27 protein-coding genes and 4 pseudogenes are annotated in these 26,044 nt (G+C 69.0%); 16 read left to right on the top strand and 15 right to left on the bottom strand.

The genetic code is table 11. The features are described 5' to 3' along the window. The first annotated feature begins 25 nt into the window (after window positions 1-25). The 3 genes from M6G65_RS00780 (at window position 26) to adh (ending at window position 3,725) form a co-directional block, all read left to right on the top strand. Window positions 26-1,519, top strand: a complete 1,494-nt coding sequence (locus M6G65_RS00780) for a PepSY-associated TM helix domain-containing protein (RefSeq protein ID WP_238197586.1) — start codon at window positions 26-28, stop codon at window positions 1,517-1,519. Next, window positions 1,516-1,863, top strand: a complete 348-nt coding sequence (locus tag M6G65_RS00785; RefSeq protein WP_238197491.1) for a DUF3325 domain-containing protein — start codon at window positions 1,516-1,518, stop codon at window positions 1,861-1,863. Before M6G65_RS00780 ends, M6G65_RS00785 begins: the two co-directional genes overlap by 4 nt. Window positions 1,864-2,201: 338 nt before the next feature. After that, on the top strand, window positions 2,202-3,725 hold the full coding sequence (adh, locus tag M6G65_RS00790; protein ID WP_238197490.1) for an aldehyde dehydrogenase: 1,524 nt from the start codon (window positions 2,202-2,204) through the stop codon (window positions 3,723-3,725). Between the two features lie 72 nt (window positions 3,726-3,797). Here adh and M6G65_RS00795 read toward each other — a convergent pair whose 3' ends face one another. Further along, a complete protein-coding gene (locus M6G65_RS00795) occupies window positions 3,798-4,127 on the bottom strand; it encodes a hypothetical protein (protein WP_238197489.1) in 330 nt (109 codons plus the stop codon). Beyond that, window positions 4,124-4,417, bottom strand: a complete 294-nt coding sequence (locus M6G65_RS00800; protein ID WP_238197488.1) for a hypothetical protein — start codon at window positions 4,415-4,417, stop codon at window positions 4,124-4,126. Before M6G65_RS00800 ends, M6G65_RS00795 begins: the two co-directional genes overlap by 4 nt. Window positions 4,418-4,582: 165 nt before the next feature. Between M6G65_RS00800 and M6G65_RS00805 the strand changes: the two genes are divergently transcribed. From M6G65_RS00805 to M6G65_RS00815, 3 genes are read left to right on the top strand one after another with little or no spacing between them, the layout of a single operon-like run. Then, the gene (locus tag M6G65_RS00805; protein WP_238197487.1) at window positions 4,583-5,008 is read left to right on the top strand and encodes a DUF779 domain-containing protein; all 426 of its coding nucleotides are present in this window, start codon (window positions 4,583-4,585) and stop codon (window positions 5,006-5,008) included. Between the two features lie 14 nt (window positions 5,009-5,022). Further along, window positions 5,023-5,436 carry a carboxymuconolactone decarboxylase family protein gene (locus M6G65_RS00810; RefSeq protein WP_238197486.1) on the top strand — a complete coding sequence of 138 codons (414 nt, stop codon included), beginning with the start codon at window positions 5,023-5,025 and terminating at the stop codon, window positions 5,434-5,436. Then, window positions 5,433-5,873 carry a cupin domain-containing protein gene (locus M6G65_RS00815; RefSeq protein ID WP_192706969.1) on the top strand — a complete coding sequence of 147 codons (441 nt, stop codon included), beginning with the start codon at window positions 5,433-5,435 and terminating at the stop codon, window positions 5,871-5,873. The genes M6G65_RS00810 and M6G65_RS00815 overlap by 4 nt, the downstream gene beginning before the upstream one ends. 4 nt (window positions 5,874-5,877) lie before the next feature. Here the strand turns inward: M6G65_RS00815 and M6G65_RS00820 are convergent. From M6G65_RS00820 to gap, 7 genes and pseudogenes are all read right to left on the bottom strand, one after another. Then, window positions 5,878-6,929 (bottom strand): annotated as a pseudogene (locus M6G65_RS00820) (tetratricopeptide repeat protein). Further along, window positions 6,929-7,572: pseudogene (locus M6G65_RS00825) on the bottom strand (thiamine phosphate synthase). Before M6G65_RS00825 ends, M6G65_RS00820 begins: the two co-directional pseudogenes overlap by 1 nt. 19 nt (window positions 7,573-7,591) lie before the next feature. After that, window positions 7,592-8,662 carry a class II fructose-bisphosphate aldolase gene (gene fba, locus M6G65_RS00830; protein WP_250103442.1) on the bottom strand — a complete coding sequence of 357 codons (1,071 nt, stop codon included), beginning with the start codon at window positions 8,660-8,662 and terminating at the stop codon, window positions 7,592-7,594. A 152-nt stretch (window positions 8,663-8,814) separates the two neighbouring features. Next, window positions 8,815-9,072 (bottom strand): hypothetical protein, encoded by a 258-nt coding sequence (locus tag M6G65_RS00835; RefSeq protein ID WP_238197482.1) that lies wholly within the window; start codon window positions 9,070-9,072, stop codon window positions 8,815-8,817. A gap of 77 nt (window positions 9,073-9,149) precedes the next feature. Then, entirely contained in the window at window positions 9,150-10,352 is a 1,203-nt protein-coding gene (locus M6G65_RS00840) for a phosphoglycerate kinase (protein WP_238197481.1), read from the bottom strand. Between the two features lie 35 nt (window positions 10,353-10,387). Continuing rightward, window positions 10,388-10,855, bottom strand: a complete 468-nt coding sequence (locus tag M6G65_RS00845) for a hypothetical protein (protein WP_238197480.1) — start codon at window positions 10,853-10,855, stop codon at window positions 10,388-10,390. 89 nt (window positions 10,856-10,944) lie between these two features. Next, on the bottom strand, window positions 10,945-11,949 hold the full coding sequence (gene gap, locus M6G65_RS00850; protein ID WP_250103443.1) for a type I glyceraldehyde-3-phosphate dehydrogenase: 1,005 nt from the start codon (window positions 11,947-11,949) through the stop codon (window positions 10,945-10,947). Between the two features lie 440 nt (window positions 11,950-12,389). Between gap and M6G65_RS00855 the strand changes: the two genes are divergently transcribed. Beyond that, the gene (locus tag M6G65_RS00855) at window positions 12,390-12,674 is read left to right on the top strand and encodes a DUF4164 family protein (protein ID WP_238197478.1); all 285 of its coding nucleotides are present in this window, start codon (window positions 12,390-12,392) and stop codon (window positions 12,672-12,674) included. A 54-nt stretch (window positions 12,675-12,728) separates the two neighbouring features. Continuing rightward, window positions 12,729-13,100, top strand: coding sequence for a cell division protein ZapA (locus tag M6G65_RS00860; protein ID WP_238197477.1), 372 nt, complete (start codon window positions 12,729-12,731; stop codon window positions 13,098-13,100). A gap of 107 nt (window positions 13,101-13,207) precedes the next feature. Here the strand turns inward: M6G65_RS00860 and M6G65_RS00865 are convergent, their stop codons facing one another. The 3 genes from M6G65_RS00865 to madL all read right to left on the bottom strand — a co-directional run bounded on the left by M6G65_RS00865 (window position 13,208) and on the right by madL (window position 15,240). Then, window positions 13,208-13,876 (bottom strand): GntR family transcriptional regulator, encoded by a 669-nt coding sequence (locus M6G65_RS00865; protein WP_238197476.1) that lies wholly within the window; start codon window positions 13,874-13,876, stop codon window positions 13,208-13,210. A 123-nt stretch (window positions 13,877-13,999) separates the two neighbouring features. After that, the gene (madM, locus tag M6G65_RS00870) at window positions 14,000-14,764 is read right to left on the bottom strand and encodes a malonate transporter subunit MadM (protein WP_238197585.1); all 765 of its coding nucleotides are present in this window, start codon (window positions 14,762-14,764) and stop codon (window positions 14,000-14,002) included. Between the two features lie 17 nt (window positions 14,765-14,781). Continuing rightward, a complete protein-coding gene (madL, locus tag M6G65_RS00875) occupies window positions 14,782-15,240 on the bottom strand; it encodes a malonate transporter subunit MadL (RefSeq protein ID WP_238197475.1) in 459 nt (152 codons plus the stop codon). Window positions 15,241-15,466: 226 nt separating this feature from the next. Here madL and mdcA point away from each other — a divergent pair, with 226 nt between their 5' ends. From mdcA to M6G65_RS00915, 8 genes and pseudogenes are all read left to right on the top strand, one after another. Further along, complete coding sequence (gene mdcA, locus M6G65_RS00880) at window positions 15,467-17,113, top strand: malonate decarboxylase subunit alpha (RefSeq protein ID WP_250103444.1); 1,647 nt, start codon at window positions 15,467-15,469, stop codon at window positions 17,111-17,113. A 39-nt stretch (window positions 17,114-17,152) separates the two neighbouring features. Further along, window positions 17,153-17,461, top strand: coding sequence for a malonate decarboxylase acyl carrier protein (gene mdcC, locus M6G65_RS00885; RefSeq protein ID WP_238197473.1), 309 nt, complete (start codon window positions 17,153-17,155; stop codon window positions 17,459-17,461). A 2-nt stretch (window positions 17,462-17,463) separates the two neighbouring features. After that, complete coding sequence (locus tag M6G65_RS00890; protein ID WP_250103445.1) at window positions 17,464-18,393, top strand: biotin-independent malonate decarboxylase subunit beta; 930 nt, start codon at window positions 17,464-17,466, stop codon at window positions 18,391-18,393. Continuing rightward, window positions 18,380-19,096, top strand: coding sequence for a biotin-independent malonate decarboxylase subunit gamma (mdcE, locus tag M6G65_RS00895; RefSeq protein WP_238197471.1), 717 nt, complete (start codon window positions 18,380-18,382; stop codon window positions 19,094-19,096). Before M6G65_RS00890 ends, mdcE begins: the two co-directional genes overlap by 14 nt. Then, complete coding sequence (gene mdcG / locus M6G65_RS00900; RefSeq protein ID WP_238197470.1) at window positions 19,089-19,745, top strand: malonate decarboxylase holo-[acyl-carrier-protein] synthase; 657 nt, start codon at window positions 19,089-19,091, stop codon at window positions 19,743-19,745. The genes mdcE and mdcG overlap by 8 nt, the downstream gene beginning before the upstream one ends. Further along, window positions 19,742-20,668 (top strand): acyltransferase domain-containing protein, encoded by a 927-nt coding sequence (locus tag M6G65_RS00905; protein WP_250103446.1) that lies wholly within the window; start codon window positions 19,742-19,744, stop codon window positions 20,666-20,668. The genes mdcG and M6G65_RS00905 overlap by 4 nt, the downstream gene beginning before the upstream one ends. A 176-nt stretch (window positions 20,669-20,844) precedes the next feature. Next, window positions 20,845-21,828 carry a GDP-mannose 4,6-dehydratase gene (gene gmd, locus M6G65_RS00910; RefSeq protein WP_250103447.1) on the top strand — a complete coding sequence of 328 codons (984 nt, stop codon included), beginning with the start codon at window positions 20,845-20,847 and terminating at the stop codon, window positions 21,826-21,828. A gap of 68 nt (window positions 21,829-21,896) precedes the next feature. Beyond that, window positions 21,897-23,378 (top strand): annotated as a pseudogene (locus M6G65_RS00915) (aldehyde dehydrogenase). A 46-nt stretch (window positions 23,379-23,424) separates the two neighbouring features. Here the strand turns inward: M6G65_RS00915 and M6G65_RS00920 are convergent. The 3 genes and pseudogenes from M6G65_RS00920 to M6G65_RS00930 all read right to left on the bottom strand — a co-directional run bounded on the left by M6G65_RS00920 (window position 23,425) and on the right by M6G65_RS00930 (window position 26,025). Then, window positions 23,425-23,553: a DUF2474 family protein gene (locus tag M6G65_RS00920; protein ID WP_238198686.1), complete on the bottom strand. Its 129-nt coding sequence runs from the start codon at window positions 23,551-23,553 to the stop codon at window positions 23,425-23,427. A gap of 11 nt (window positions 23,554-23,564) precedes the next feature. Continuing rightward, window positions 23,565-24,578 (bottom strand): cytochrome d ubiquinol oxidase subunit II, encoded by a 1,014-nt coding sequence (gene cydB / locus M6G65_RS00925; protein WP_238198685.1) that lies wholly within the window; start codon window positions 24,576-24,578, stop codon window positions 23,565-23,567. 5 nt (window positions 24,579-24,583) lie between these two features. Next, window positions 24,584-26,025: pseudogene (locus M6G65_RS00930) on the bottom strand (cytochrome ubiquinol oxidase subunit I). Window positions 26,026-26,044 lie beyond the last annotated feature (19 nt).

Below are 26,044 nucleotides of genomic sequence, written 5' to 3' on the forward strand. Positions count from 1 at the left end.
CCAAGCCCGAAGCGTCCGCCAGTCCATGGCCTGGCTGCACACGTGGTCCGGCCTCGTGGTCGGCTGGGTGCTGTTCGCGATCTTCGTGACCGGTACGGCCAGCTACTATCGCACGGAGATCTCACAGTGGATGCGGCCGGAACTGACCGACGCGGCGTCGGACCCGGTTGCAGCGGCCACGCGCGCCGGCACGTTCCTGCAGAAGACGATGGCGGATGCGGCGGGCTGGTCCGTGCGGCTGCCGAATGCCGAGAACCCAGCCGTCGAAGTCTTCTGGTGGCAGAGCCCGGTCGGCCCCTTTCACCACGCGCTTCTCGATCCCGCTACGGGTGAGCCGTCGCGGGCACGCGACACGCGGGGCGGCGACTTCCTCTACCGCTTCCATTTCGAATTGAACCTGCCGCCGATCTGGGGACGCTGGATCGTCTCGGCCTGCGCAATGATCCTGCTGATCGCGCTAATCTCGGGGATCGTCACGCATCGGCGCATCTTCGTGGATTTCTTCACCTTCCGGCGCGACCGCTCGGCGCAGCGGGGCTGGCTCGACGCCCACAACGTGACGGGCGTGCTGGCGCTGCCGTTCCATCTGATGATCGTCTACACGGGGCTGGTCACCCTGGCGTCGATGCTGATGCCCTGGGGCGTCAGGACCGTCTACGGCGAGGACGCACTCAGGTACTATGCCGAGGCGGGTCTCATGACGCCGGGTCGGGCGCCTCAGGGACGGCCGGGCGCCCTGCTGCCGCTCGGCGAGATCGTGGCGCGGGCGGTCGCGGCCCGCGGCGAGATGCCGGAAGTGCTCATGGTGTCGATGCCGGGCGACGCCGGTGCGACGGCCACCGCGTATTTCGAGGAGCCTCACGGCCTCACACACCTGCACCCGCAGATCGCCTATGCGGCCGATACCGGCGCCGAGATCGGGCGTGTCGGCGAGGCCGGGGCTGCAACCCGAACGGGTGCGGTCATGGCCGGGCTCCACGAGGCGCATTTCGCCGCCGCGCCCCTGCGTCTCCTGTTCTTTCTCTGCGGCGTCATGGGCGCGGCGACGGTCGCCAGCGGCCTCGTGCTGTGGACCGTGGCGCGGGCCCCGAAGGGGAGCGATCCCGAAGGGTTCGGTCTGCGTCTCGTGCGCGTGCTCAATCTGGGTACCGTCGGGGGGCTGCCGGTGGGACTCGCCGCCTACTTCCTGGCCAACCGCCTCCTGCCGTTCGGTCTGGAGGCCCGCGCTGACTGGGAGGTTCGAAGCTTCTTCGGGGCCTGGCTGCTCGCCGCCGTCGTCTCCGCCCTCTACCAGCGTGCGCGGGCCTGGAAAGCCGCCCTCGGTCTGGCCGCCTGCGCATTCCTCGCGATCCCGATTGTCGATGCCGTGACGGTGGGGCAGGCGCGCTTCCTCGGCTTTGACCTCGCCATGACGGCCCTCGGCCTCCTTCTGCTTCTGGCGGCTCGGCTGGCATCGCGGCGCCACGCATTGAGCCCCCGCACCGCCGAGGCAGCCCTGCACAGGACGGCGCAGGCGTGACCACGGCCGCACACGCGCTGACCCTGCTCCTCGCCTTCTCGGGATTCGCGGCCCTCGCGCTGAGCCTGGACCGGCATCACCGCGCCGCGTTCCGAACACCGGTTCCCAGGCGCCGGGTCGGCGGCCTGCGCGCCGCGGGCTGGTCCGGACTCGCGCTGGCCTTCGCGGCGGCCGTCGGATCGTCCGGATGGACGTTCGGCCCGGTCCAGTGGGTCGGGTCGTTGACCGCCTCGGCCCTCGCAGTCGTGGCGCTGATCGCCTACCGGCCCGGCTGGTTACGGACGGCGGCCCTCGTCGCGCTGCCGCTCGCCGCCGTCATGCTGCCGCTTGCGCTCCCGCATTGAGTGCGCTGCGCCGGAAGATCTCCTGCGCCTCAACCGTCATCGAGCGGACATGAAGCGCAGTCCTTTTCCTGCCCGCCGCCCGTAATGATCGCCCGAATATGGGCCGCGAGCGCTCGCGGTTTCGAGGAGGATTGTCCCCCTCGCGGTCACGATCGGAAGAGCGTAGGATCCTCGCACTCGCGCACTGGCCAAAAGTCCATCTTGATTCGACCGGCCAAAAGCCATTGGCTGCGATCACAGCGGAACCGGATGCGGCCCGACCGAACGGCCGCCCGGGCGCCAGCTAACGCCCAAGAGCCGCGGTTCGCGAGGCCGGGGCCTATGGAGGAAACAGAGCGATGAACAAGCCGGAATTCCTCGGCGACGCCAAGATCAAGTCGCCCTTCTCGGCCCGCTACGAGAACTTCATCGGCGGCCAGTGGGTCGCCCCCGTGGCCGGCCGCTACTTCGAGAACACCTCGCCGATTACCGGCAAGGTGGTGTGCGAGGTCGCCCGCTCCGACGCGCAGGACGTCGAGAAGGCGCTCGACGCCGCTCACGCGGCCAAGGAGGCCTGGGGCCGCACCGCTCCGGCCGAGCGCGCCCGCATCCTCCTCAAGATGGCCGACCGGATGGAGGAGAACCTCGATCTGATCGCGCTGGCCGAGACCTGGGACAACGGCAAGCCGATCCGCGAGACGACCCACGCCGACATCCCGCTGGCCATCGACCACTTCCGCTACTTCGCCGGCTGCGTGCGGGCGCAGGAGGGCTCGATCTCCGAGATCGACCACGACACGGTGGCCTACCATTTCCACGAGCCGCTCGGCGTCGTCGGCCAGATCATCCCGTGGAACTTCCCGATCCTGATGGCGGTGTGGAAGCTCGCCCCGGCGCTCGCCGCCGGCAATTGCGTGGTGCTGAAGCCGGCCGAGCAGACCCCGGCCTCCGTGCTGGTGCTGATGGAGATCATCGGCGACCTGCTGCCGCCGGGCGTGCTCAACATCGTCAACGGCTTCGGCCTCGAGGCCGGCAAGCCGCTCGCCTCGTCGCCGCGGATCGCCAAGATCGCCTTCACAGGTGAGACGACCACCGGCCGCCTCATCATGCAGTACGCGTCGCAGAACCTGATCCCGGTGACGCTGGAGCTCGGCGGCAAGTCGCCGAACATCTTCTTCGCCGACGTTGCCAACGAGGACGACGACTTCTTGGACAAGGCCCTCGAGGGCTTCACGATGTTCGCCCTCAACCAGGGCGAGGTCTGCACCTGCCCGAGCCGCGCGCTCGTGCACGAGTCGATCTACGACCGCTTCATGGAGCGGGCGGTGAAGCGGGTCGAGGCGATCACGCAGGGCTCGCCGCTCGATCCGGCCACGATGATCGGCGCCCAGGCCTCGGGCGAGCAGATGGAGAAGATCCTCTCCTACATCGACATCGGCCGGCAGGAGGGCGCCCAGCTGCTCACCGGCGGTGAGCGCAACGTCAAGGACGGCGAGTTCGCCGAGGGCTTCTACGTGAAGCCGACGGTGTTCCGCGGCCACAACAAGATGCGCATCTTCCAGGAGGAGATCTTCGGGCCGGTCCTGTCGGTCACGACCTTCAAGGACGATGCCGAGGCGCTCTCCATCGCCAACGACACGCTCTACGGCCTCGGCGCCGGCGTCTGGACCCGCGACGGGACCCGCGCCTACCGCTTCGGCCGGGCAATTCAGGCCGGCCGCGTATGGACGAACTGCTACCACGCCTACCCGGCCCACGCGGCCTTCGGCGGCTACAAGCAGTCCGGCATCGGCCGCGAGACCCACAAGATGATGCTCGATCACTACCAGCAGACCAAGAACATGCTGGTCAGCTACTCGGCCAAGAAGCTCGGCTTCTTCTGAGCTTCTGCCCGGGTCAACCCCCGAGACAACTTCGCCCCGGCCTTAGGGCCGGGGCTTTTTGCAGCCTCGCAGTCAGGGCTTCAGGCAGGACGCGGCGATCGCTGCCGATGTCCGGTCGTGCAGGCTGATGGTGCGGTCCGCCACCGTCCGGCGAACCTCCTCGCCCTCGTTGGCCTCGGCCTTCTCAAGCTCCCAGAGCCGAGCCTTCACCGCTCCGTCGGCATAGCAGCCGCAGAACGACGCTCGGTCCGCAATCACGGCGTCGGGTGGGACGACCCACGCAGGGTGGTTCAGGCATGTTCGCAATTCGGCCTCCCGCGCCGGCGCGTTGACATCCTCGCGCGCAAGGGCAGGGGCGCTTGCCAGTCCGACGGCCAGCAGGGCGGCGAGCGGGCGGCTCAATAGACGCCGTTCCCGAAGCCCTCGTACGGCACGTTGGCGATTGAGCCGGGCGGCATCGGACCGGCATCGGCGCTGACGGACGGAACATCGTCGGGTGGCCCATCCCAGCCGACAACGCCCATCCGGTTGTCCGGGGTGACGTTCGGATTTCCAGCGACGTGCCAGGCGTGCTGAACGAACAGCGGCTGGGTGCGCGGCTGAACGCGGAGCGTCAGCGGGTCGGCGCCGGCCGGTGTCGCAGCAACGCCGGCGAACACGAGGGCGAGGGCGAGGGCTCGTGATGAGGTCATGGCGTCGATCAGCCCGGTCGGCTCTCCCTTCTGCGCCCGAGATGGGCGCATCCTCGGCGAGCAACGCGGGACGGGTCGATCGGCACCAGCTTGGCCATTCCGCTCGCGGGAATGTGGAAATCCCGGCGCGCGGACGCATATCCAAGGTAACACGGGGAGGTCAGCATGAGCACGGATGCGACGGTTGAAGCCACGACCGCGGAGCAGGTCGGTGCCGACGGCACGCCGCTGCGGGTCACCGCCACGCCCAAGGCGCTGGAGCTCGTCGAGGAGCTGCGGGCCGAGTACGGCCCCGTGATGTTTCACCAGTCCGGCGGGTGCTGCGACGGCTCCTCGCCCATGTGCTACCCGGTCGGCGACTTCATTGTCGGCGACGGCGACGTGCATCTCGGCAGCGTCGGCGGCGCGGATTTCTACATCAGCCGGTCCCAGTTCGAGGTCTGGAAGCACACGCACCTGATCCTCGACGTCGTGCCCGGTCGCGGGGGCATGTTCTCGCTGGAGAATGGCCGCGAGAAGCGCTTCCACATCCGCTCGCGCCTGTTCTCCGAGGCTGAGAATCGCGCCCTCGACGGTGCCTGCAAGCTCTGAAGGGCGGCCTTGCCATGGCAACTGTGACGCTCTGGAGCGACGCCGAGGCCGAAGCGGAGCCGCGGGTGCGGGCCGTGTTCGCGGACATCCGGGCGACGCGGGGCTCCGATTTCATCAACAATTTCTGGCGCGGGCTCGCCAACGATCCCGCCCTGCTCGAGCGGACTTGGACCAGTCTCAAGGCCGTCATGGGCCCGGGCACACTCGATCCGCTGACCAAGGAGCTGGTCTACATCGCGGTCTCAATTGCGAATGGCTGCCCCTATTGCATCCATTCGCACACGGCCGCGGCGCGCGCGAAGGGCTTGACGGCGGAGCAGCACGGCGAATTCCTGGCGATTGTCGGCATGGCGAACCAGACCAATGCGCTGGTCAACGGCATGCAGATTCCCGTCGATCCCGCCTTCAGGGTGGAGGAACGTCCATGAGCACCGGGTCCGAAACGCAGAAGCCAGGCTTCCTGGTGGTGCACGAGAGCGCGCCATTCCGCGGCAAGCAGGGACACCTCTACCGTCCGGCGATCTCGGCCGAGGCGGTCGATTCCAAAGCCCTGCACATGCAGCTTCTTGAGATCCCGCCCGGTGAGCGGGCCCACGCCCACAAGCACGAAGCCCATGAGACGGCGATCTACGTCCTCTCCGGCGTTTCGGGCTGCTTCTGGGGCGAGCGTCTGGAGAATCACGCGATCGCGGGGGCCGGCGAGTTCGTCTACATCGCCGCCAACGTCCCGCACTTGCCGTACAATCGCAGCCAGACGGAGCCGGTGACGGCGGTGATCGCCCGCACCGACCCGAACGAGCAGGAGAGCGTGGTCCTGCTGCCGGAGCTGGAAGCCGGCGTCGACTGGTCGAAGGCCGAGGTGTAGCCCTTCAGCGCTGCTCGATCCGCTCGTTCGCCAGCCGCTCGGCGCGGGTCCGCTCGTCGGCGGAGAGGCCCGACAGGGTCTGGTCGAGCCACGCATCGGACAGCCCCTGACCGGCGGCGGCGAGGTTCCAGGCCGCAGCCTCGACCGTGTTCTTGGGCACGCCGCGGCCGACCGCATAGAGCCGCGCGATCCGGTTCTGCGCGATCGCGTTCCCCGCGAGGCCGCGTGCAGGAAGTAGCGGGCCGCGGAACGCTCGTCCTTGGTCACGCCGTTGCCGTTGAACAGCAGGATCGCGTACTCGACCTCGCTGGCGAGATCGCCATTATCGGCGCCACGGCGGAAGAGTTGCGCCGCCATGGCGGGATCCTTGGGCACGCCGCGACCCTGGAGGTAGAGCACGCCGAGATCGTGCTGGGCCGGCCCGATTTCCGCATCCGCGGCTTTCCGGAATTGCGCGGCGGCCGCGGCCTCGTCGGCGGTCGCGCCGGTGCCGATCAGGATCAGGCCGAGATTGTAGGCGGCTGTCGGTGAGCCGTGGGACGTGGCCTGTTCCAGCCAGCGGCGGCCGGCCTTCGCATCCTTCGGCATGCCACGCCCGTCGAGGGCCATGAGGCCGAGGGACGACATGGCGGCGGCGTCGTTCTGAGCCGCCGCGAGCCTGTACCACTCGGCGGCCTTGACCGGATTTTGCTTAACGCCGAGGCCCTGATTGTACAGCTCCCCGAGCAGCGTCATGGCCGGCGCATCCTTGGGATTGGCCTCGATGCGCTTGGTCGCCTCCCGGAAGGCCGTGACGTACTGGCCGCGCTGGTACGCGCCGTAGGCGAGATCCGGGGGCTGGCCGTTGGCCGGGGGCACGGCGCCCCTCGTGTAGTTCGGCGTATAGGGGCTCGGCAGCTCCGGCATCTGCTTCTTGCCGGGCTCGGCGCCGGGTGAGGCGGCCGACGGCAATGCGTTTTTCGACGGATCCGCCGGTCCAGCGGCACCCCAGGCCGGGGCGGCCAGGACCGAGAACGCGGCGATGACCGCCAGGGTGTGCGGCGACGGCCGCGTCATCAGGCTCCCGCCTCCTGCATCGTCCGATGGGCCCGCTCGACCGCGGCCGGATCCTGCAGCCAGAGCCCGCTCTCGAGCCCGACGAACTCGGCACCTGTCGCGGACAAGGACGCGATCTCGTCGGCAGCCGCCGCGACGGCGATGCACGGGTCTCGAAAATCTCCGCCCACCACGAGGCGCGCGCCAGCACACCCTCGGGATCAGGGGCGATGCCGTCCGGATAGAGGCCGCCGAACATCAGGTAGTCGATGCCCGCTTCGCCGGCCTCCATAGCCGCATGCTTCGTCTCGATGCCGCCGGCGCCGAGGATGCGCCCCTCCTTCAACCGGCCGCGCAGGTCCCTGAGGTCGCGCGGCTTGTCGACATGGATGCCGTCGGCACCGCCGCGGATCGCCACCGCGGCCAGATCGCCGACGAAGCCTGGGCAGGCCACGACCAGCGCGGCGCCGTGCTCCTGCGCAACCGGTGCGACCTGTTTCACGCGGGCAACCAGTGCGCGCTCGTCGGCCGCGGCGAGCCGCAGGATCACCGCGGCGACATCGCCGCTCCCGCACGCACCCTTCAGGGCGGCTACGAAACCGTCGAGGTCGGCGGCGTCGAGACCGTGGGGCCCGAGCAGGGCGAGACGCGCATCGTTGCTCATCGCGAGGGGCTGCGCGGTCTTATCGGGCGCCGATCTTCGGATTGAGCGCGCCGCTGGCGTAGCGCTTGGCCATCTCGGCGACCGAGATCGGCCGGATCTTCGAGCCCTTGCCGGCGGTGTTGAACTCCTCGAAGCGCTGCTTGCAGAGCTTCGTCATCGCCTCCATGGCAGGCTTCAGGTACTTGCGCGGGTCGAACTCGGACGGGTTCTCGGTCAGGACCTTCCGGATCTGGCCGGTCATCGCCATGCGGTTATCCGTGTCGATGTTGATCTTGCGCACGCCGTGCTTGATGCCGCGCTGGATCTCCTCGACCGGGACGCCCCAGGTCGGCTTCATCTGACCGCCGTACTGGTTGATGATGTCCTGCAGGTCCTGCGGCACCGACGAGGAGCCGTGCATGACGAGGTGGGTCGTCGGCAGGCGGCGGTGGATCTCCTCGATCACGTTCATCGCCAGCACCTCGCCGTCGGGCTTGCGGGTGAACTTGTAGGCGCCGTGGCTCGTGCCCATCGCCACCGCCAGCGCGTCCACCTTGGTGGCCTCGGCGAACTTCACCGCCTCGTCCGGGTCGGTCAGGAGCTGGTCGTGGCTGAGCGTGCCCTCGGCGCCGTGGCCGTCCTCGGCCTCACCCTGGCCGCTCTCCAGCGAGCCGAGCACGCCCAGCTCGCCCTCGACCGAGACGCCCGCCCAGTGGGCCATCTTGGTGACGTTGCGGGTGATCTCGACGTTGTAATTGTAGTCGGCGGGTGTCTTGCCGTCGGCCTTCAGCGAGCCGTCCATCATCACCGAGGTGAAGCCGTACTGGATGGCGGTGGCGCAGGTGGCTTCGTTGTTGCCGTGGTCGAGATGCATGCAGACCGGGATGTGCGGGTAGATCTCGGCGAGGCCGTCGATCAGCTTGGCCAGCACGACGTCGTTGGCGTAGGCGCGGGCGCCGCGGCTCGCCTGCAGGATCACGGGCGAATCCGTGGCGTCGGCCGCCGCCATGATGGCGAGCCCCTGCTCCATGTTGTTCAGGTTGAAGGCGGGCACGCCGTACTCGTGCTCAGCGGCGTGATCGAGGAGCTGCCGGAGGGTGATGCGTGCCATCGTGCGTGTCTTCCCGTTTCCGTGTGGTCGTCTGCCCGATCGCCGATGGCGCCGTGCGGCGCTCAGCTGAGCTGTATCGTATCGCTCTGCCGAGAGCCTTGCTTTCGGTCAATCTCAGACGCCGAGTTGCGCATTCCTGCGCTGGATGATCCTCAACTCGTTCTGCTCTCCAGGGCCGGGACGCGTCCCTCGAACTCGCTGACCCGCGCGTCGAAATCGCCGGCCGCGGCGCGCATCATCACGGGCATCCCGGCCGCGATCCGACGATCCTCGCATATGCCGAGATCAAGGCGATCGATCCGCGCCTCAAGCCTGTCGAAGCGCGTCACCGTCTCGGCCCGCAGATCCGCCAGGCTCGCCTGGATGCCCTTCAGGATCTCGAAGGTCGCGTTCTCCACGGTGTCACCCATCGACAAGGCTCCCCGGCTGATAAACGCCGCCATCATAGATGGGATCGCGCCGCCGGGGGAGGAGTGCAAGGGCGGTCTCAGCCCTTCGCCCGCAGCGCCTCGACGCCCGGCAGGGCCTTGCCTTCCAGCCATTCGAGGAACGCACCGCCGGCCGTTGAGACGTAGGTGAAGTCCTGCGCGACGCCGGCATGGTTCAGGGCGGCCACGGTGTCGCCGCCGCCTGCCACCGAGACGAGGTGGCCGGCCTTCGTCCGCCCGGCCGCGTGCTTGGCGGCGGCGACCGTGGCGGCGTCGAACGGCGCGAGCTCGAACGCGCCCAGCGGGCCGTTCCACACCAGGGTCTTGGCCTCGTCGATGGCGGCGTTGATTTCGGCAACCGAGCGCGGGCCGGCATCGAGGATCATGCTGGCTTCCGGCACAGCGTCCACCGACACCGTGTCGTGCGGAGCCTGCGCCTTGAATTCCGTCGCGGCGACGGCGTCCACCGGTAGGATGATCCGGCAGCCGGCCTTCTCGGCCGCCGCCAGGATCCGGGTCGCGGTCTCCGCGAGATCCTTCTCGCAGAGGGACTTGCCGACGGACTTGCCCTGCGCGTGCAGGAAGGTGTTGGCCATGCCGCCGCCGATCACCAGCATGTCGACCTTGGCGACGAGGTTCTCCAGAAGATCGATCTTGGACGACACCTTGGCGCCGCCGACCAGCGCGATCACCGGGCGCTGGGGCGATTCCAGGCCCTTGGTGAGGGCCTCGAGCTCGGCCTGCATCTCGCGGCCGGCATAGGCCGGCAGTCGGTGCGCCAGCCCCTCGGTGGAGGCGTGGGCGCGGTGGGCCGCCGAGAAAGCTTCGTTGACGTAGACGTCACCGTTCGCCGCCAGCGCGTCCGCGAAGGCCGCCTCGTTCTTCTCCTCGCCCGGATGGTAGCGGGTGTTCTCGAGGAGCAGGACATCGCCGTCCTTGAGGGCTGCCACGGCCTGCGCGGCCGCCTCGCCGACGCAATCCGCCGCGAAGGCGACCTCGCGTCCCAGCGCCGCCGCCAGCGCCGGGACCACCGGTTCCAGCGAGTCCTTCGGCTCGCGCTTGCCCTTCGGACGGCCGAAATGGGCGAGCAGGATCACCTTCGCGCCCTTCTCGGCGACCTCGCGGATCGTCGGCGCGACGCGCGCGATGCGGGTCGCGTCGGTCACGCGACCGTTCTCCATCGGCACGTTCAGGTCGACGCGCATGAGAACCCGCTTGCCCGTGAGGGAGCCGGCGTCGTCGAGAGTACGAAAGGCGCTCATGCGGTCTGTTGCGGTCCTGTACGGGGCGACGGGGATTATTGGACGGTCGTGCCGATGGCGGCGCGCTGCGGCAGCAGGCGGTCGAGGTTGAGCCGCTGGACGGCGACCATCAGGACCACGGTCAGAATGGCAGTGATGACGGCAGTGAGGACCAGGGCGCCGGTCCCGGGCAGGCGCCGGGTGCGCTCGGCCAGACCGCGCATTTCCGTCCGGAGCGCCGCGAGGTCGGATTGGCGCGCGGATTCGTTCATCCGGTTCGCGGCATTCTCGACCTTGTCCTCGACGCGGGACAGCAGCGCCTCGGAGCGGGCATACTTGTCCTCGATGCGCGAGCACTTGTCCTCGATCCGCGCGAGCTGGTCGAAGAGCTGATTGGCCGGGAGCGCGTGCGACGGCGCGGTATTGGCCGGGGCAACAGGCGTGGCGGGCGGTGGCGGAGCCGGCCGTGGTGCGGGCGGCACGAATTCCGGCCCGGCTGACGTGCCCTGCGAAGCGTCGGTCATCCCTGAAGAGTCCCTGGTTCGAAGTAAGGCCGTCCAGTGGAAGGCGCGGCCGCCGGCCTCTCACGAGGCGGCGACCGCGGCAAGGCAGTTCAGATGAGTTTGGCCATCGCCACGGCCGTGTCAGCCATGCGGTTCGAGAAGCCCCACTCGTTGTCGTACCACGTCAGGATGCGCACCAGCACGCCGTCCATCACCTTGGTCTGATCGAGGTGGAACGTCGGCGAGTGCGGATCGTGGTTGAAGTCAATCGAGACGTTCGGCCGGTCGGTCACGCCGAGCACGCCCTTGAGCGGGCCCGCCGCGGCGGCCTTGATGGCGTCGTTGATCTCCTGAACCGTGGTCGCGCGCTTGGCCGTGAACACGAGGTCGACCGCCGAAACGTTGGGGGTCGGCACGCGGATCGCGGTCCCGTCGAGCTTGCCCTTCAGCTCCGGCAGGACGAGGCCGACAGCCTTGGCGGCGCCGGTCGAGGTCGGGATCATCGAGAGCGCCGCGGCGCGGGCCCGGTAGAGATCCTTGTGCATCTGGTCCAGCGAGGGCTGGTCGTTGGTGTAGGAGTGGATCGTGGTCATGAAGCCGCGCTCGATGCCCACGGCCTCGTCCAGCACCTTCGCCACCGGGGCGAGGCAGTTCGTGGTGCAGGACGCGTTCGAGACCACGAGGTGCTCGCGCGACAGCTTGTCGTGATTGACGCCGTAGACCACCGTCAGGTCGGCGCCGTCAGCCGGGGCCGAGACGAGGACGCGCTTGGCGCCGGCGTCGAGATGGGCCTTGGCCTTGTCCTTCGAGGTGAAGATGCCAGTGCATTCCAGCGCGATGTCGACGCCGAGATCGCGGTGGGGCAGCTCGGCCGGGTTGCGCACGGCCGTGACCTTGATGCGCTTGCCGTTCACCACCAGGAACTCGCCGTCCACAGCGACCTCGCCGGGGAAGCGGCCGTGCACCGAGTCGTAGCGGAGCAGGTGGGCGTTGGTCTCCACCGGGCCGAGATCGTTGATCGCCACGACCTCGATGTCGGTGCGGCCGGCTTCCGCGATCGCCCGCAGGACATTGCGGCCGATGCGTCCGAACCCGTTGATGGCAACCTTCGTCACGGCGTGACTCCTTCCTGATGCGGCGCACCGCGCGCCGGACCGCTGGGTGCGGTCCGCGGGGCGGTCTCTGCGGCCCGCCGCCGTGCCGGGCGGATCTGGGCGGGCGGGTTTGAACCTGCGATGAACCGGCCCGGGTTAAGCCGCGCTCCGCCGCCAGGGACCGTCGAAGCGGACGGCGCAGGCTGAGGCCTCGGGACTGTCACGGATCGGCTATCCGGCCTGTCTCGCGCGGACCCTCTCGGGAGCGCGCGGCTGTCTAGCATGGCGCCCCTAGCTGTCAAACGCGCGGCCATGACAAACCTCATCGATCCACCGACCAATAAACAAGGATTGCCACGTTCCATTACGCGGCCGGATCGATCACGGTGCGGGACGCCATTTCGGACTGGAAATCCAGCAGCATTCGACGGAAAGCTTCGCCTCGAGGCGGACACAACACCATGGCCGACGCGACCGAACCCGATTCCATCGATGAAGCCCTCGCGCGTCTGGACGCGGCCCTGAGCCGCCTGGATGCCGTGGTCACCCGCCGGATCGAGACGGCGGCCCAGCCCGACGACCGGGACGCTGAGCTCGCCCTCATGGACGAGGATCGGACGCGCCTGGCCGCTGCCCTCGATGCGGCGAGCGCCCGCCTCGCCGAGGTCTCGGCCACCACCGGCGAGGTCGGCCAGCGGCTCGATCGAGCCATCGAGACCGTCCAGGATGTGCTCGGACGCGCCTGAGGCGGACGGCCCCGTCATTTGAGCATTCATCCGAGCAGCCCGTCGGAGCAGCCCTTGCCGCAGATCAACGTGACCATCGACGGCCGCAGCTACCGCATGGCCTGCGGCGTGGGCGAGGAAGCCCATCTTACCGGCCTTGCCGCGACCCTGGACACGCGCATCGGCGAGATGCGCAAGAATTTCGGCGAGATCGGCGACATGCGCCTCCAGGTGATGGCCGCCCTCACGATCGCCGACGAAGTGTCCGAGTTGCGTGGACGGCTCACAACGCTGGAGGCACAGGTGTCCGAGCTGCGCCACGCCACGGAGACCGCCGAACGGGGGCGCGCGGAGGATGCCGAGCGGGCCGCGACGGGGATCGGCCGTGCGGCCGAGCGGATCGGCCGACTGGCGGAAGCGCTCGGGGGATCTGCCGCGCGCGGTTGAGCGCGACGTCGATCGGCTTAGCTATCCGAGCGGTCGGAAGACAGGCCGGCCTCGCGTCTCGCCGTCCCAGCTCCGCGCTGGGGCAGACGCACGCCCGGCAACGCGTCTCAGCCGGTCTCGGCGATGTAGCGGCCGAGGGCGGCCGCGGCCCGGAGCATGTGGGCGCGCATGCGGCGCGCCGCCGTCTCGCCGTCCCCTTCCGCGATCGCCGCCAGGATCTCACCGTGCTCCTCCCGCGAGCGTCGGATCCGGTCGGCGTGGCGCAGCTGCGTGCGCCGGAAGGCGGCGAGGCGCTCGCGGATCGCCAGCGCCTGCTCGGCCATGAAGCCGTTGTGGGTCGCCGTGTAGAGCGCTTCGTGAAAGGTACGGTTGAAGCGGTCGTAGGCGTCGACGTCGCCCGCCTCCACCGCGCGGGCGGATTCCTCGTGCAGCTCCATGAGCTGCCCCCGCTCGAGGGGCGTCATCCGGTAGGTGGCCAGCCGCGCGCACATCGCCTCGATCTCGGCGGTGGTCTCGAACATGTCGGCGATCCGCTGCGGCGTCAGGCGCGCCACGACGACGCCCCGGCGGGGCCGGATCTCCACCAGCCCCGAGGCCGCGAGCTGACGCAAAGCCTCGCGAACGGGCGTGCGCGAGGCGCCGTAACGGTCCGCGAGGTTCTGCTCGTCGAGGGCCGTGCCGGCCGCGATCGTCCCCGACGCGATCGCGTCCGTGAGGGCGTCCCGGATCCGGTCCGAGAGCAGCCCGCTCTCGATCTTCTGAAAATCTCCGTGCATCCGCCGATCCTAGACCATCCCGCGAGCGGCGACTGCCAGTCTTCGTATCAGACGATGCGGAACCATAGCCTAATCCACAGTGTCGGATCAGGAAACGGCACGATTCTATGCGCGGCCGCAGACCTAACCGACGAGGGCGCGCACCGTCAGGAACAGGAGGGAGGGCCCGACGAGGCAGCCGATGCCGGTGTGGAACGTCGCCGTGAGCGCGCCGTAAGGCACAAGCTTCGGATCGGTCGCCGCGAGGCCACCCGCCACCCCGCTCACCGTGCCCATCAGCCCGCCATACGCCATGGCCGAGTGCGGATTGTCGAGGCCGATCAGCCGCGCCACCAGCGGCGTCCCGACCATGACCATCACCGCCTTGGTCACGCCGGTGGCGATGGACAGCGCCATCACGGTGGAATCCGCGCCGATCGCCGCCCCGGTGACCGGGCCGACGATGTAGGTGATCGCCCCCGCGCCGATCGTCGTTATCGAGACGGCATCGTGGTAGCCGAACGCCACGGCGGTCAGCGTCCCGACGATGAATGGCAGGATCGTGCCGAGGGCGAGTGCCAGCACGCCGAGCAGGCCGGCCCTTCGGGCCTCGATCACATCCACCTCGAAGGCCGTGGCGACGATGGCGAAGTCGCGCAGCATCGCCCCGCCCATGAGGCCGATCCCGGCGAGCGCCGGGATGTCCGCGAGGCCCTTCTTCCCGCCCGTGTAGAGCCCGCCGACATAGGCCAGCACCAGGCCCAGCACGATCGCGATGGCCGAGCCGTGGACGCGGCCGTTGGTGAGGTGCTTCGCGGCATAGTTCGAGACGAGGATCAGCGTCCCGACCACCGCGAAGGCGGCCACGAGGCTCTGCTCGATGAAGACATGCTCGATGCCGTGCCAGATCTCGTGACCCATGGCGTTCAGCCCTCCCTGGCGACGACCGGCGCAGCCCGTGTGGCGTCGGGAGCGTCGGCATCCCCGCCGATCACCGATCCACCGTGCTCGACGGCGGCGCTGCCCGGACCACGGCGGCCGATCCGGCTGAGCAGGGCCACGGCGCCGAAGCACAGCACCAGCGACCCGGTCGCCGCGATCAGCACGATCGGGCCGCCGCTGACTGCAGCCACCACGTTCTGCTGGGCCGCCATGGCGACCACGATCGGGATGTACATGCCCGCCCAGAATTCGACGCCGAACTGAACGCCTCTGGTCAGGCGCCCCCGGCGGGAGAGCCAGAGCCGCGCGGCGATCAGCAGGATCATGGCGATGCCGACGCCGCCGACATTGGCCTTCACACCGAGGACAATGCCGAGAAGGTCGCCGAGATACACGCCGATCAGCGTGCAGGCTGCGAGCAGGGCGACACCGAGGACGATCATCGGCGTTGACCCTTCTGCAGGGTCGTCCATCCGGCCCCGTGCGGCAGCCGCGGCGACGCGCTCGTCATGGAGCGTCTCCTTCCCGAGTCGGCCTAGCAGCCGTTCCAGTGAGTATGCGGAACGTTGACAGGATCGCAATCCCGTATACGAAACTGTGATCGGACCGGCTTTGAAAATACCGAATGGACTGCTATGTCCAGTTCGGTACACTTATTGGAGCGCGCGAATGAGCGAGTGGCGCGGCGAGAAACTGGCCCGCGATGCCCGCATCCGGGCGGGTCGCGCCCATGCACAAGGCAAGGTGGTTCCCGCGCGTTCCGTCGTGGATCTACTGGAGGCGATCCTGCGGCCTGGCGACCGGGTCTGCCTCGAAGGCGATAACCAGAAGCAGGCCGACTGCCTCGCCCGCGGCCTCAGCGCCTGCGATCCCGGGAAGGTCCATGACCTGCACATGGTTCAATCGGGGATCGTCCTTCCGGAACATCTCGACGTGTTCGAGACCGGCATCGCCAAGCGGCTCGACTATTCCTATTCCGGTCCGCAGGGCGGACGCATCGCCAAGATGCTGTACGGCGGTCAGATCGAGCTCGGAGCGGTCCACACCTACCTGGAGCTTTTCGCCCGCTATTTCGCCGACCTGACGCCCAACGTAGCCCTGATCGCGGGCGTCTCGGCGGACCGGGACGGCAACCTGTATACCGGGCCGAACACCGAGGACACGCCCACCGTCGTGGAGGCGACGGCCTTCAAGAACGGCGTCGTGGTTGCGCAGGTCAACGAGATCGCCGACCGGGTCCCGCGGGTGGACATCCCGGGCGACCGGGTCGATTTCGTGGTCGAGGCCGACACGCCGTTTTACGTCGAGCCGCTTTTCACCCGCGATCCGGCGGCGATGACCGAGACGCAGATCCTGATCGCCATGATGGCGATCAAGGGGATCTACGCCGAGTACGGCATCAAGCGCCTCAACCACGGCATCGGGTTCGGCACGGCGGCGATCGAGCTGCTGCTTCCGACCTACGGGGAAAAACTTGGCCTGAAGGGCAAGATCGCCACTCATTGGGCGCTGAATCCGCACCCGACCCTCATCCCAGCGATCGAATCCGGCTGGGTCAAGCAGGTCCACTGCTTCGGCTCGGAGGTCGGGATGGATCGCTACATCCGCGAGCGGCCCGACATCTTCTTCACCGGTGCGGACGGAAGCCTGCGCTCGAACCGCGCCTTCTGCCAGACCGCCGGCCTTTATGCGTGCGACATGTTCATCGGGGCGACGCTCCAGATCGACCTGATGGGCCATTCCTCGACCATCACCCAGTCGCGGGTCGCGGGTTTCGGCGGCGCCCCCAACATGGGCTCGGACCCGCACGGCCGGCGCCACCCATCCGATGCCTGGATGAAGGCCGGCCGCGAGGGCCAGATCGTTGGCGATCCCGCGCTGATGCGCGGTCGCAAGCTCGTGGTGCAGCTGGTCGAGACCTTCGGCGACAAGCTCGTGCCGACCTTCGTGGAGAAGCTCGATGCCCTGGAATTGGCCAAGAAAATCGGCCTCGAGCTGGCGCCGGTCATGATCTACGCGGACGACGTCACTCACATCGTCACCGAGGAGGGCATCGCCAACCTCCTGCTCTGCCGCGACGCCGACGAGCGCGAGCAGGCGATCCGGGGCGTGGCCGGCTACACCGAGGTCGGACGCGGCCGCGACCGGGCGAAGGTCGAGGAATTGCGCGCCCGGGGCGTGATCCGACGTCCGGAGGATCTCGGCATCGAGCCGCTGGACGCCGACCGGGCGCTGCTCGCGGCGAAGTCGATCAAAGATCTCGTGCACTGGTCCGGCGGCCTCTACGAGCCGCCTGCCAAGTTCCGGAACTGGTGAACTTTGGGCGATTAAGGGTCCGTACTTGAGGAGCCGGCGATGGAATCCCTGACCTTCCGCCACACCACCCAGAAGCCGCTGCCCGGCTCGGTGCCGAACGCGATCACCGGCGTCGTGGCCTCCGGCAATCTGGAAATCCTGCTGGAGCGGGTTCTGCCGCCGGACGCCTGCGAGGTGTCCATCGAGACCCCGATCGCCGGCTACGGTGACGTCTGGGCGGCGGTGGTGGCCGATTTCATCGCCCGAGCGCAGCCGGGCGGCCTCCGCATCAGCATCAACGACGGCGGCGCCCGTCCCGACACGGTGTCGCTTCGCCTGCTTCAGGGCGCGCGGCTGATGGAGGCCTGAGCATGGCTGGCAACCGCGCCGCGAGCATCGATCCGGATGCCTTGAGTTGGTACGAGGCGACCGCTCGTCAGCGCGTGGTGGCGCTCACTGACCCGGGAAGCTTCCACGAGTTCCTGCCGCCAACGGAGCGGCGCATGAGCCCGCATCTGCCGCTATTCGATCTGCCCCGCGCCTTCGACGACGGCATTGTGGTGGGCCGCGCGCGGCTCGACGGCAGCCCCATCCTGATCGCCGCCCAGGAAGGCCGCTTCATGGGCGGGGCCTTCGGCGAGGTGCATGGCGGCAAGCTGGTCGGACTGCTCCGGGCGGCGTTGGAGCTGAAGCCGAAGGCGGTGCTGATCCTGTTCGACACTGGCGGCGTCCGTCTTCAGGAGGCCAATGCCGGCGAGACCGCTATCGCGGAGACCATGCGGGCCATCGCCGAGGCCCGCGCGGCCGGGATCCCGGTGATCGGGCTGATCGGCGGCCGGGCCGGCTGCTACGGCGGCGGCGGCCTCATTGCCGGGACCTGCTCGCGGCTGGCCGTCTCGGAGGGCGGGCGAATCTCGGTGTCCGGCCCCGAGGTCATCGAGACCAACAAGGGGGCCGAGGAATTCGACTCGCGCGACCGGGCGCTCGTCTGGCGCACCATGGGCGGCAAGCATCGCCGCCTGATCGGGGGTGCCGACGCCTTCTGCGCCGACTCCGTCACGGCCTTCCGTGCGGCCGCCCTCGATCTCGTCGGCCGCGCGCCGGCCTTCGATCTTGACACGCTCGAGGCCGAGCAGGCGCGTCTCGAAGACCGGATCGCGCGCTTCGGCGATTGCCGCGACGGGACCGATGTCTGGGCGCGTCTCGGCGTGAACGATCCGGAGACGGTACCCGGGATGGACACCAAGGCCTTCGACGAGACCGTCGCCCGGGTCAGGGAGGCTGATCATGACGCTCGCTGAGATCCTCGCCTCCCTGTTCCCGGAGGGACACGCGGTGACGGTTCGGAACGGGCTCGTGATGGGCAGCGGCCCGTTCGACGGCGGCCGGATCCAGGTCGTGGGCGTCGATGGCGACACGCCCCTTGGCGTCGAGGGGGCGCTGTCGCTGTCGCGCGCCGTGCTCGACACGGTGCGGGCGGGCGAGCGGACGCCGATCTTGGTCGTGGTCGATTCCGACAGCCAGCGCATGAGCCGGCGGGACGAGCTTCTGGGCCTCAACGAATGCCTCGCGCATCTGGCCAAGGCTCTGCTCCTCGCCGACCGGTCAGGGCATCCGACGGTCGGGCTGATCTACGGCCATTCAGCCGCAGGCGCGTTCATCGCCACCGCACTGGCAACCCGGGTTCTGGCGGCGCTTCCGGGCGCCGACCCGAGCGTGATGGACCTGCCCTCGGTCGCCCGAGTCACGAAGCTGCCGCTAACGAAGCTTCAGGAGATGGCGAAATCGACACCGGTCTTCGCGCCCGGCCTCGACAACATGGTGGCGACGGGGGCAGTGCACGCCATCCTCGATCCGGACAAGCCGCTGGCCGTCCAGATCCGCGATCTCATCGCAAGGATGGAACCCGGCGACGTGCGGGACCGCCTCGGCGAGGAGCGCGGCGGCCGTCCGGTGGCCCGCGGCATCGCGGCGGCCGTGGCCGATCAGGCGCGCCTTGGCTGAGGTCTACAGCCGCCACGACCTCGTGCAGGCCGATCCGACGGCCTGGGCCGCATGGCTGGCGTCGCGCTCCGACCTCGCGGGTGCGCCCCATCTCGACGGCTGGGCCGCGGCCGGCCGACCCCTGATCGTCCGCCGCCGAAATCCGGGGGAGGGCAGTGATACCGTTCCCCTCGGCTTGCCGCTGCCACCCGCCGACGGCAAGCGGCGGATCGGGCTCGCCCTGCCGTCAACGATGCTGTCGCCCATGGAAGCGCCGGATCTCGCCGCCGCCGGGCGGCATGCGCCCGCCGCGTGGCAACCGACCATCGGCGCCCTGGTCGAGATCGGCCGCCACGCGATCGTGCCACGGCCGTTCGGCGCCCTGCTCTGGCAGGCCCTGACCGGCCTGACCTACCTCAGCGCGCATTCCGACCTTGACCTGCTCTGGCCATGCGCGACAGGCGTGCCGGCCGGCCTGCTCGACCGGATCGGCGCTGTCGCGGACACGGCCCCCATGCGCATCGACGGAGAGATCCTGCTGCCGGACGGGACCGGTGTGCAGTGGCGGGAATTGCGCGACGCGCCTGAAGGCGGATCGGTGGTGGCCAAGAGCCTCGACCGGGTCGCTCTGGTGCCGGCAGCCGCGCTCCGGGCCTCGATCCGCCGATGACGCTGGCGCTTCTGCTCTCCGGTCAGGGCGGCCAGCATCCGGGCATGTTCAACCTCACGGCGGACCGACCCGAGGCTCAGGCGATCTTCGACGCCGCCAAGCCGCTCCTCGGTGGCAGGGATCCACGCGACGTCGCCAGGACCGGCGGCGACGAGTTGCACGCGAACCGCACGGGTCAGATCCTGTGCTGCGTGGCAGCGCTCGCCGCCTGGAACGCCCTGGGCTGCGCACGACCGGCCCGCGCCATCGTGGCCGGCTACAGCATCGGCGATCTCGCCGCGTGGGGTGTCGCCGGACGCTTCGAACCGGACGTCGTCCTGACCCTTGCCGCGCGGCGGGCCGAGGCCATGGACGCCGCCACCGGCCAGGGATTCGGGCTCGCCGGGATACGAGGCCTCCGGCTCGATGTTCTGGACATGCTCGCGGCCCGCCATGGATGTTACCTCGCCATCCGCAATGCCCCGGATAGCGGCGTTGTCGGAGGGCGGCGGAACGCCCTCGATGCCGTGTGCTCCGAGGCGAGCGGGTCGGGGGCGCAGCGGGCCGTCATCCTTCCGGTCCAGACCCCCTCTCACACGCCGCTCCTGTCGGCGGCAACCGATGCGTTCCGGGACATCCTGGCCGCTGCGAAGCAGGTGCGCCCCCCAGCCGGTGCGCCGCGCCTGATCAGCGGTCTCGACGGAGGCGCGGTCTTCCGCGCCGAGGAGGGTTTGGAAAAGCTCGCTATCCAGATCTCGCGGACGATTGACTGGTCCGCTTGTCTGGAAGCCTGCGGCGAATACGGCGCCGACCGAGTTCTGGAACTCGGTCCCGGTCACGCCCTGGCGACCATGGCGCGATTGGCGTTGCCGGAGGCGCGCGTCCACGCCCTGGAGGAGTTCCGGTCGATTCCCGGCGTCGCCGACTGGCTGTCTTCCGGATGAGAGACGCGAGCCAGGACTGAAAAATATCGATCGATCAGCGTCGAAATACATTTACATCGGACATCCTCCGTGGATCGGCGGCAATCAGCTTCGGAAGATGTTGAGGTCTGGCCGCTCCTTGACGCGGATGCGGTCGCGGTCGTAGCAGCCGGTCAACTTTGGAACGAGACGGGTTCATGACGGCCAAGCGAGCGCTGATCACAGGTGTGACGGGCCAGGACGGCGCGTATCTGGCGCAACTGCTCCTGGAGAAGGGTTACGCGGTGACCGGCATCGTGCGCCGTTCCAGCCATGCCGGCGTCTTCGACCATCGGTTGAAGTGGCTCGGCATCCTGGACGAGGTCGAGCTGGTCGACGGCAACCTGCTCGACCAATCCGCCCTGCTACGCATCGTCCAGGCCGCCAAGCCCGACGAGATCTACAACCTCGCCGCCCAGTCCTTCGTCACCTCCTCCTGGCAGCAGCCGCTGCTGACCGGGCAGGTGACGGGGCTCGGTGCCGTGCACATGCTGGAATGCCTGCGCTCGGTGGCGCCGCAGGCGCGCTACTACCAGGCCTCGACCTCGGAGATGTTCGGGCTGATCCAGGAGGAACGCCAGAGCGAGACGACGCCGTTCTACCCGCGCTCGCCCTACGGTGTGGCCAAGCTCTACGCGCACTGGATGACGATCAACTACCGGGAGAGTTTCGGGCTGCACGCTTCGAACGGCATCCTGTTCAACCACGAGAGCCCGCTGCGGGGCGTGGAGTTCGTGACCCGCAAGGTCACGGACGCGGTGGCGCGGATCAAGCTCGGCAAGCAGAAGGAGCTGCGGCTGGGCAACATCGACGCCAAGCGCGATTGGGGCCATGCCCGGGATTACGTGCAGGCGATGTGGCTGATGCTGCAGCAGGACCGGCCGGACGACTACGTGATCGCCACCGGGCGGACCACGACGGTGCGAGACATGTGCGCCATCGCGTTCAAGCATGTCGGCCTGGATATCGACGACCACCTCGTCATCGACCCGGCCCTGTTCCGGCCGGCGGAGGTGGAGGTGCTCCTGGGCAACCCCGCCAAGGCGAAGGCGACCTTCGGCTGGGAGGCGCAGACGAGTCTGGAAGCGCTGATCACCGAGATGGTCGACGCCGACATCCGCCGCCTCAGCGCAAACGCCTGAGCGGCCGGGCTCGCCGCCGCCCGCCTGCCGGTCCATATGGCGGGCATCTCAGCCCGGAGATGCGCGCCGTGAAGACCTATCAGCTCTACATCGACGGTGAGCACGTCGATCCGGTCGAGGGCTCGTGGTTCGAGTCGGTCGATCCCTATCACGGCGAGGCCTGGGCCCGGATACCGCGCGCCTCACGCGCCGATGTCGACCAGGCCGTGGCCGCGGCCAAGCGCGCCATGTGGGAGGGGCCCTGGGCCACCATGACCGCTTCGGCCCGCGGCAAGGTGCTGCGGCAGATCGGCGACCTCGCCGAGCGGGAGTCCAAGGCGCTGGCCGAGGTCGAGGTCCGCGACAACGGCAAGCTCTTCGCCGAGATGTACGGCCAGACCCGCTATTAGCCGGAATGGTGGTGGTACTACGCGGGCCTCGCCGACAAGATCGAGGGCGCCCAGGTGCCGATCGACAAGCCGGAGACCTTCGCGTTCACCCGGCACGAACCCGTCGGTGTGGTCGGGGCGCTGACCGCCTGGAACTCGCCGCTCCTGTTCGTGGCCTGGAAATGCGCGCCCGCGCTCGCTGCCGGCTGCGCGGTCGTGGTGAAGCCCTCGGAATTCGCCTCCGCCAGCACGCTGGAATTCGCGCGCCTGACCAAGGAGGCCGGCCTTCCGGACGGGATGTTCAACGTCGTCACCGGATACGGCGGCGAGGCGGGGACCGCCATCGCCGAGCACCCGGACGTCGCCAAAATCACCTTCACGGGCTCGGACGTCACCGGCGCGAAGGTCTACGAGGCCGCCGCGCGTCAGATCAAGCGCGTCTCCCTCGAGCTCGGCGGCAAGTCGCCCAACATCGTCTTCGCCGATGCCGACCTGAAGGCGGCCGCGGCGGGCGCGATCTCAGGGATCTTCGCCGCCACCGGGCAGACCTGCATCGCCGGCTCCCGGCTCCTCGTGCAGAACAGCATCCGCGAGGAATTCGTCACGCGGCTGGTCGAGCTCGCCCGCACCGCCAAGCTCGGCGATCCCATGCAAGCCGACACCAACATCGGACCGATCACCACGCCGCCGCAATACGCAAAGGTGCTCGACTACATCGCGCTGGCCAAGAGCGAGGGCGCGCGTTGCGTGTTCGGCGGCAATCCGGCCACCGGACCGGGCGTGATCGGCGGCCAGTTCGTCGAGCCGACGATCTTCACCGGCGTCACCAACGACATGCGCATCGCCCAGGAGGAGGTGTTCGGCCCGGTCCTGTCGATCATCGGCTTCGACGACGAGGCGGAGGCACTGAGGATCGGCAACGACGTGATCTACGGTCTGGCGGCCGGCGTCTGGACCCAGGATATCGGCCGGGCCATGCGCATGTCGAAGGGCCTGCGCGCCGGCACCGTCTGGGTGAACACCTACCGGGCGGTGAGCTACATGATGCCGTTCGGCGGCATGAAGCGCTCCGGCATCGGTCGCGAGAGCGGCATCGAGTCGATCCGCGAGTTCCTGGAGACCAAGAGCGTCTGGATCTCGACCAGCCGCGATGCGCCGGAGAACCCGTTCGTGATGCGGTGACGCCGGACGCCGCGTCACCCGGGGCGACGCGGCGTCCGCTTGGGTCTCACACCGCCTTCAGAAGCCATCGCAGCGGCAGCGCCACGGCGGTGAGGCCTCCGACGCCGCCGGCCCACAGCGCGATGAACCAGCCCAGCCGGCGCAGGGATGAGCCAGGTTTCGTCTCCGAGGTCATGGCCCGCTCTCCTAGTGGTAGCCCGGGGCGCCGGCCACGACCTTGCCGCGGAACAGCCAGTACACGTAGCCGGTATAGGCCAGCACCATCGGGACCAGCACGACGGCGCCGGCGAGCAGGAAGGCCTGGCTGCTCGGGTGGGTGGCCGCGTCCCAAATCGTGATCGCCGGCGGGACAATCATCGGCCACAGGCTGATTCCGAGCCCGACATACGACAGCAGGAACAGCCCGAGCGCGCACAGGAATGGCGTCACCTCGGCGCGCCGGTCGAGGGCCACAAAGAACCGCCAGGCCAGGAGCGCGACCAGGATCGGGACCGGCGCGGCGAGCACGAGGTTCGGCCAAGCGATCCAGCGGGCCCTGAAGGCCGCGCTCAGGAACGGCATGGCGGCGGAGACGATCACAATCGCCGCCAGGGTGACGCATCCGAGCCGCCGCGCCAGCCGGTAGGCCCGGAGCTGGAGTTCCCCGTCGGTCTTCCAGATCAGCCAGCACGCGCCGAGCAGGCCGTATCCGGCGACGAGGGCGGCCCCGGTCAGGAGCGAGAACGGCGTCAGCCAGTCCCACCAGCCGCCCGCATAGGCGCGGCCTTCCACACGGATGCCCTGGACCAGCGCACCGAGGCAGATGCCCTGACAGAAGGCCGCCACGTAGCTGCCCCACGAGAAAGACCGGTCCCACAGAGCTTGCGATCGCACGGTCGCGGCGCGGAAGCGCATCTCGAAGGCGACACCGCGGAACACAAGGGCCAGTAGCATCAGGATCAGCGGCATGTAGAGCGCCGGCAGGATGGTGGCGTAGGCGAGTGGGAAGACCGCGAACAGCCCGCCCCCTCCAAGGATGAGCCAGGTCTCGTTGCCGTCCCAGACGGGGGCGACCGTGTTGACCATGACGTCCCGCTCCGCCTTGCCGCGGACGGCCGGAAACAGGATCCCGACCCCGAGGTCGAAGCCGTCCATCACCACGTAGAGAAAAACGGCCGTCGCGATGAGCAGCGCCCAGATGAGCGTGAGATCGAGGGACATCGGGCTTACTCCGCGGGCTGGGCGAGGGGACGGCCGGCCGCCTGCGCACCGGCGATGAGGGCGGGTGCGGGGGTGATCCCGGCGGTGCGGATCGGCTGATCGGTGGGCGGCCCCGGCTCGTGGGCGTGGGGCGCTTGGTTGAACAGGTGCAGGAGGTACCAGATGCCCGCCCCGAACACCGCGAGGTAGACGATCGCGAAGGCGGCCAGCGAGGCGGCGACGGCCGGGGCCGCCACCGGGGAAACGCTGTCGGCGGTGCGAAGGACCCCGTAGACTGTGAAGGGCTGCCGGCCGGCCTCGGTGACCGTCCATCCGGCCGTGACCGCGATCAGTCCGGACGGCCCCATGGCCACGGCGAAGCGGTGCAGCCACCCGGTGTCGTAGAGCCGGCCCTGCCGGCGCAGCCACAGCCCCGCGAGGCCGAGCGCGATCATCAGAAGGCCGAGGCCGACCATCACCCGGAAGGACCAGAACACCAGCGGCAGGTTCGTCGGCCAGGTCTCCCGCGGCATGTCGTTGAGGCCGCGGACCTCACCGTCGAGATCGTGCGTCAGGTAAAGGCTGGCGAGGCCGGGTATGCCGATGCGATCCCGCACCATTCCGGCCTCCGCATCGGGCCAGCCGAACAGGATCGCGGGCGCGCGCCGCTCCGAACCGAAGTGTCCCTCCATGGCCGCGACCTTGGCCGGCTGATGCTGGTAGGAATTGCCGCCGTGCAGGTCGCCGATGATCATCTGGGCTGGCGCCACGACGGCCGCCATCCACATGGCCATCGAGAACATCAGCCGGGCGCGCGGATTGGCATGGTCGCGCAACAGGTGCCACGCGCCCACCGCTCCGATGATCATCGCCGTGGTGAGATAGGCGCCCGTAACCGTATGGGCGAAGCGGTACGGGAAGGACGGGTTGAAGACGATCGCCCACCAATCGGCCGGGGCGAAGCGCCCGTCCGGCCCGACCACGTGGCCTGTCGGCGTCTGCATCCAGGAATTAGCCGACAGGATCCAGAAGGCGGAGGTGAGCGTGCCGCCGGCCACCGGCAGGTCGCCAGGAAGTGCAGGCGCTTGCCCACCCGTTCCAGGCCGAACAGCATGACGCCGAGGAAGCCGGCCTCCAGGAAGAAGGCGGTGAGGACCTCGTAGCCGAGAAGGGGTCCGAGCACCGGCGCGGTGCGATCGGCGAAGACCGACCAGTTCGTGCCGAACTGGTAGCTCATGACCAAACCTGAGACGACGCCCATCGCGAAGGCGATGGCGAAGATCCGCAGCCAGTAGCGGTAGGTATCGAGGTAGACGGCCTTCCCGGTCCGCAGCCAGAAGCCCTCAAGCACCGCGAGATAGCTCGCAAGCCCGATGGTGAAGGCCGGGAACAGGAAGTGCCAGACGATCGTGAGCGCGAATTGAGTTCGCGCGAGGTTGACTGCACTGGGCAGTTCGAGTGCGGACATCGCGGTCTCCGGAGCAACG

Source organism: Methylobacterium tardum (genome assembly GCF_023546765.1).
GTDB classification, from domain to species: Bacteria; Pseudomonadota; Alphaproteobacteria; order Rhizobiales; family Beijerinckiaceae; genus Methylobacterium; species Methylobacterium tardum.

Coding starts and splice junctions, on each gene's coding strand:
- M6G65_RS00780 (WP_238197586.1), top strand. CDS start 26: ATGGCCTGGCTGCACACGTGGTCCGGCCTCGTGGTCGGCTGGGTGCTG.
- adh (WP_238197490.1), top strand. CDS start 2,202: ATGAACAAGCCGGAATTCCTCGGCGACGCCAAGATCAAGTCGCCCTTC.
- M6G65_RS00800 (WP_238197488.1), bottom strand. CDS start 4,417: ATGACCTCATCACGAGCCCTCGCCCTCGCCCTCGTGTTCGCCGGCGTT.
- M6G65_RS00805 (WP_238197487.1), top strand. CDS start 4,583: ATGAGCACGGATGCGACGGTTGAAGCCACGACCGCGGAGCAGGTCGGT.
- M6G65_RS00810 (WP_238197486.1), top strand. CDS start 5,023: ATGGCAACTGTGACGCTCTGGAGCGACGCCGAGGCCGAAGCGGAGCCG.
- M6G65_RS00815 (WP_192706969.1), top strand. CDS start 5,433: ATGAGCACCGGGTCCGAAACGCAGAAGCCAGGCTTCCTGGTGGTGCAC.
- fba (WP_250103442.1), bottom strand. CDS start 8,662: ATGGCACGCATCACCCTCCGGCAGCTCCTCGATCACGCCGCTGAGCAC.
- M6G65_RS00835 (WP_238197482.1), bottom strand. CDS start 9,072: ATGGGTGACACCGTGGAGAACGCGACCTTCGAGATCCTGAAGGGCATC.
- M6G65_RS00840 (WP_238197481.1), bottom strand. CDS start 10,352: ATGAGCGCCTTTCGTACTCTCGACGACGCCGGCTCCCTCACGGGCAAG.
- M6G65_RS00845 (WP_238197480.1), bottom strand. CDS start 10,855: ATGACCGACGCTTCGCAGGGCACGTCAGCCGGGCCGGAATTCGTGCCG.
- M6G65_RS00855 (WP_238197478.1), top strand. CDS start 12,390: ATGGCCGACGCGACCGAACCCGATTCCATCGATGAAGCCCTCGCGCGT.
- M6G65_RS00865 (WP_238197476.1), bottom strand. CDS start 13,876: ATGCACGGAGATTTTCAGAAGATCGAGAGCGGGCTGCTCTCGGACCGG.
- madL (WP_238197475.1), bottom strand. CDS start 15,240: ATGATCGTCCTCGGTGTCGCCCTGCTCGCAGCCTGCACGCTGATCGGC.
- mdcA (WP_250103444.1), top strand. CDS start 15,467: ATGAGCGAGTGGCGCGGCGAGAAACTGGCCCGCGATGCCCGCATCCGG.
- mdcC (WP_238197473.1), top strand. CDS start 17,153: ATGGAATCCCTGACCTTCCGCCACACCACCCAGAAGCCGCTGCCCGGC.
- M6G65_RS00890 (WP_250103445.1), top strand. CDS start 17,464: ATGGCTGGCAACCGCGCCGCGAGCATCGATCCGGATGCCTTGAGTTGG.
- mdcE (WP_238197471.1), top strand. CDS start 18,380: ATGACGCTCGCTGAGATCCTCGCCTCCCTGTTCCCGGAGGGACACGCG.
- M6G65_RS00905 (WP_250103446.1), top strand. CDS start 19,742: ATGACGCTGGCGCTTCTGCTCTCCGGTCAGGGCGGCCAGCATCCGGGC.
- gmd (WP_250103447.1), top strand. CDS start 20,845: ATGACGGCCAAGCGAGCGCTGATCACAGGTGTGACGGGCCAGGACGGC.
- M6G65_RS00920 (WP_238198686.1), bottom strand. CDS start 23,553: ATGACCTCGGAGACGAAACCTGGCTCATCCCTGCGCCGGCTGGGCTGG.
- cydB (WP_238198685.1), bottom strand. CDS start 24,578: ATGTCCCTCGATCTCACGCTCATCTGGGCGCTGCTCATCGCGACGGCC.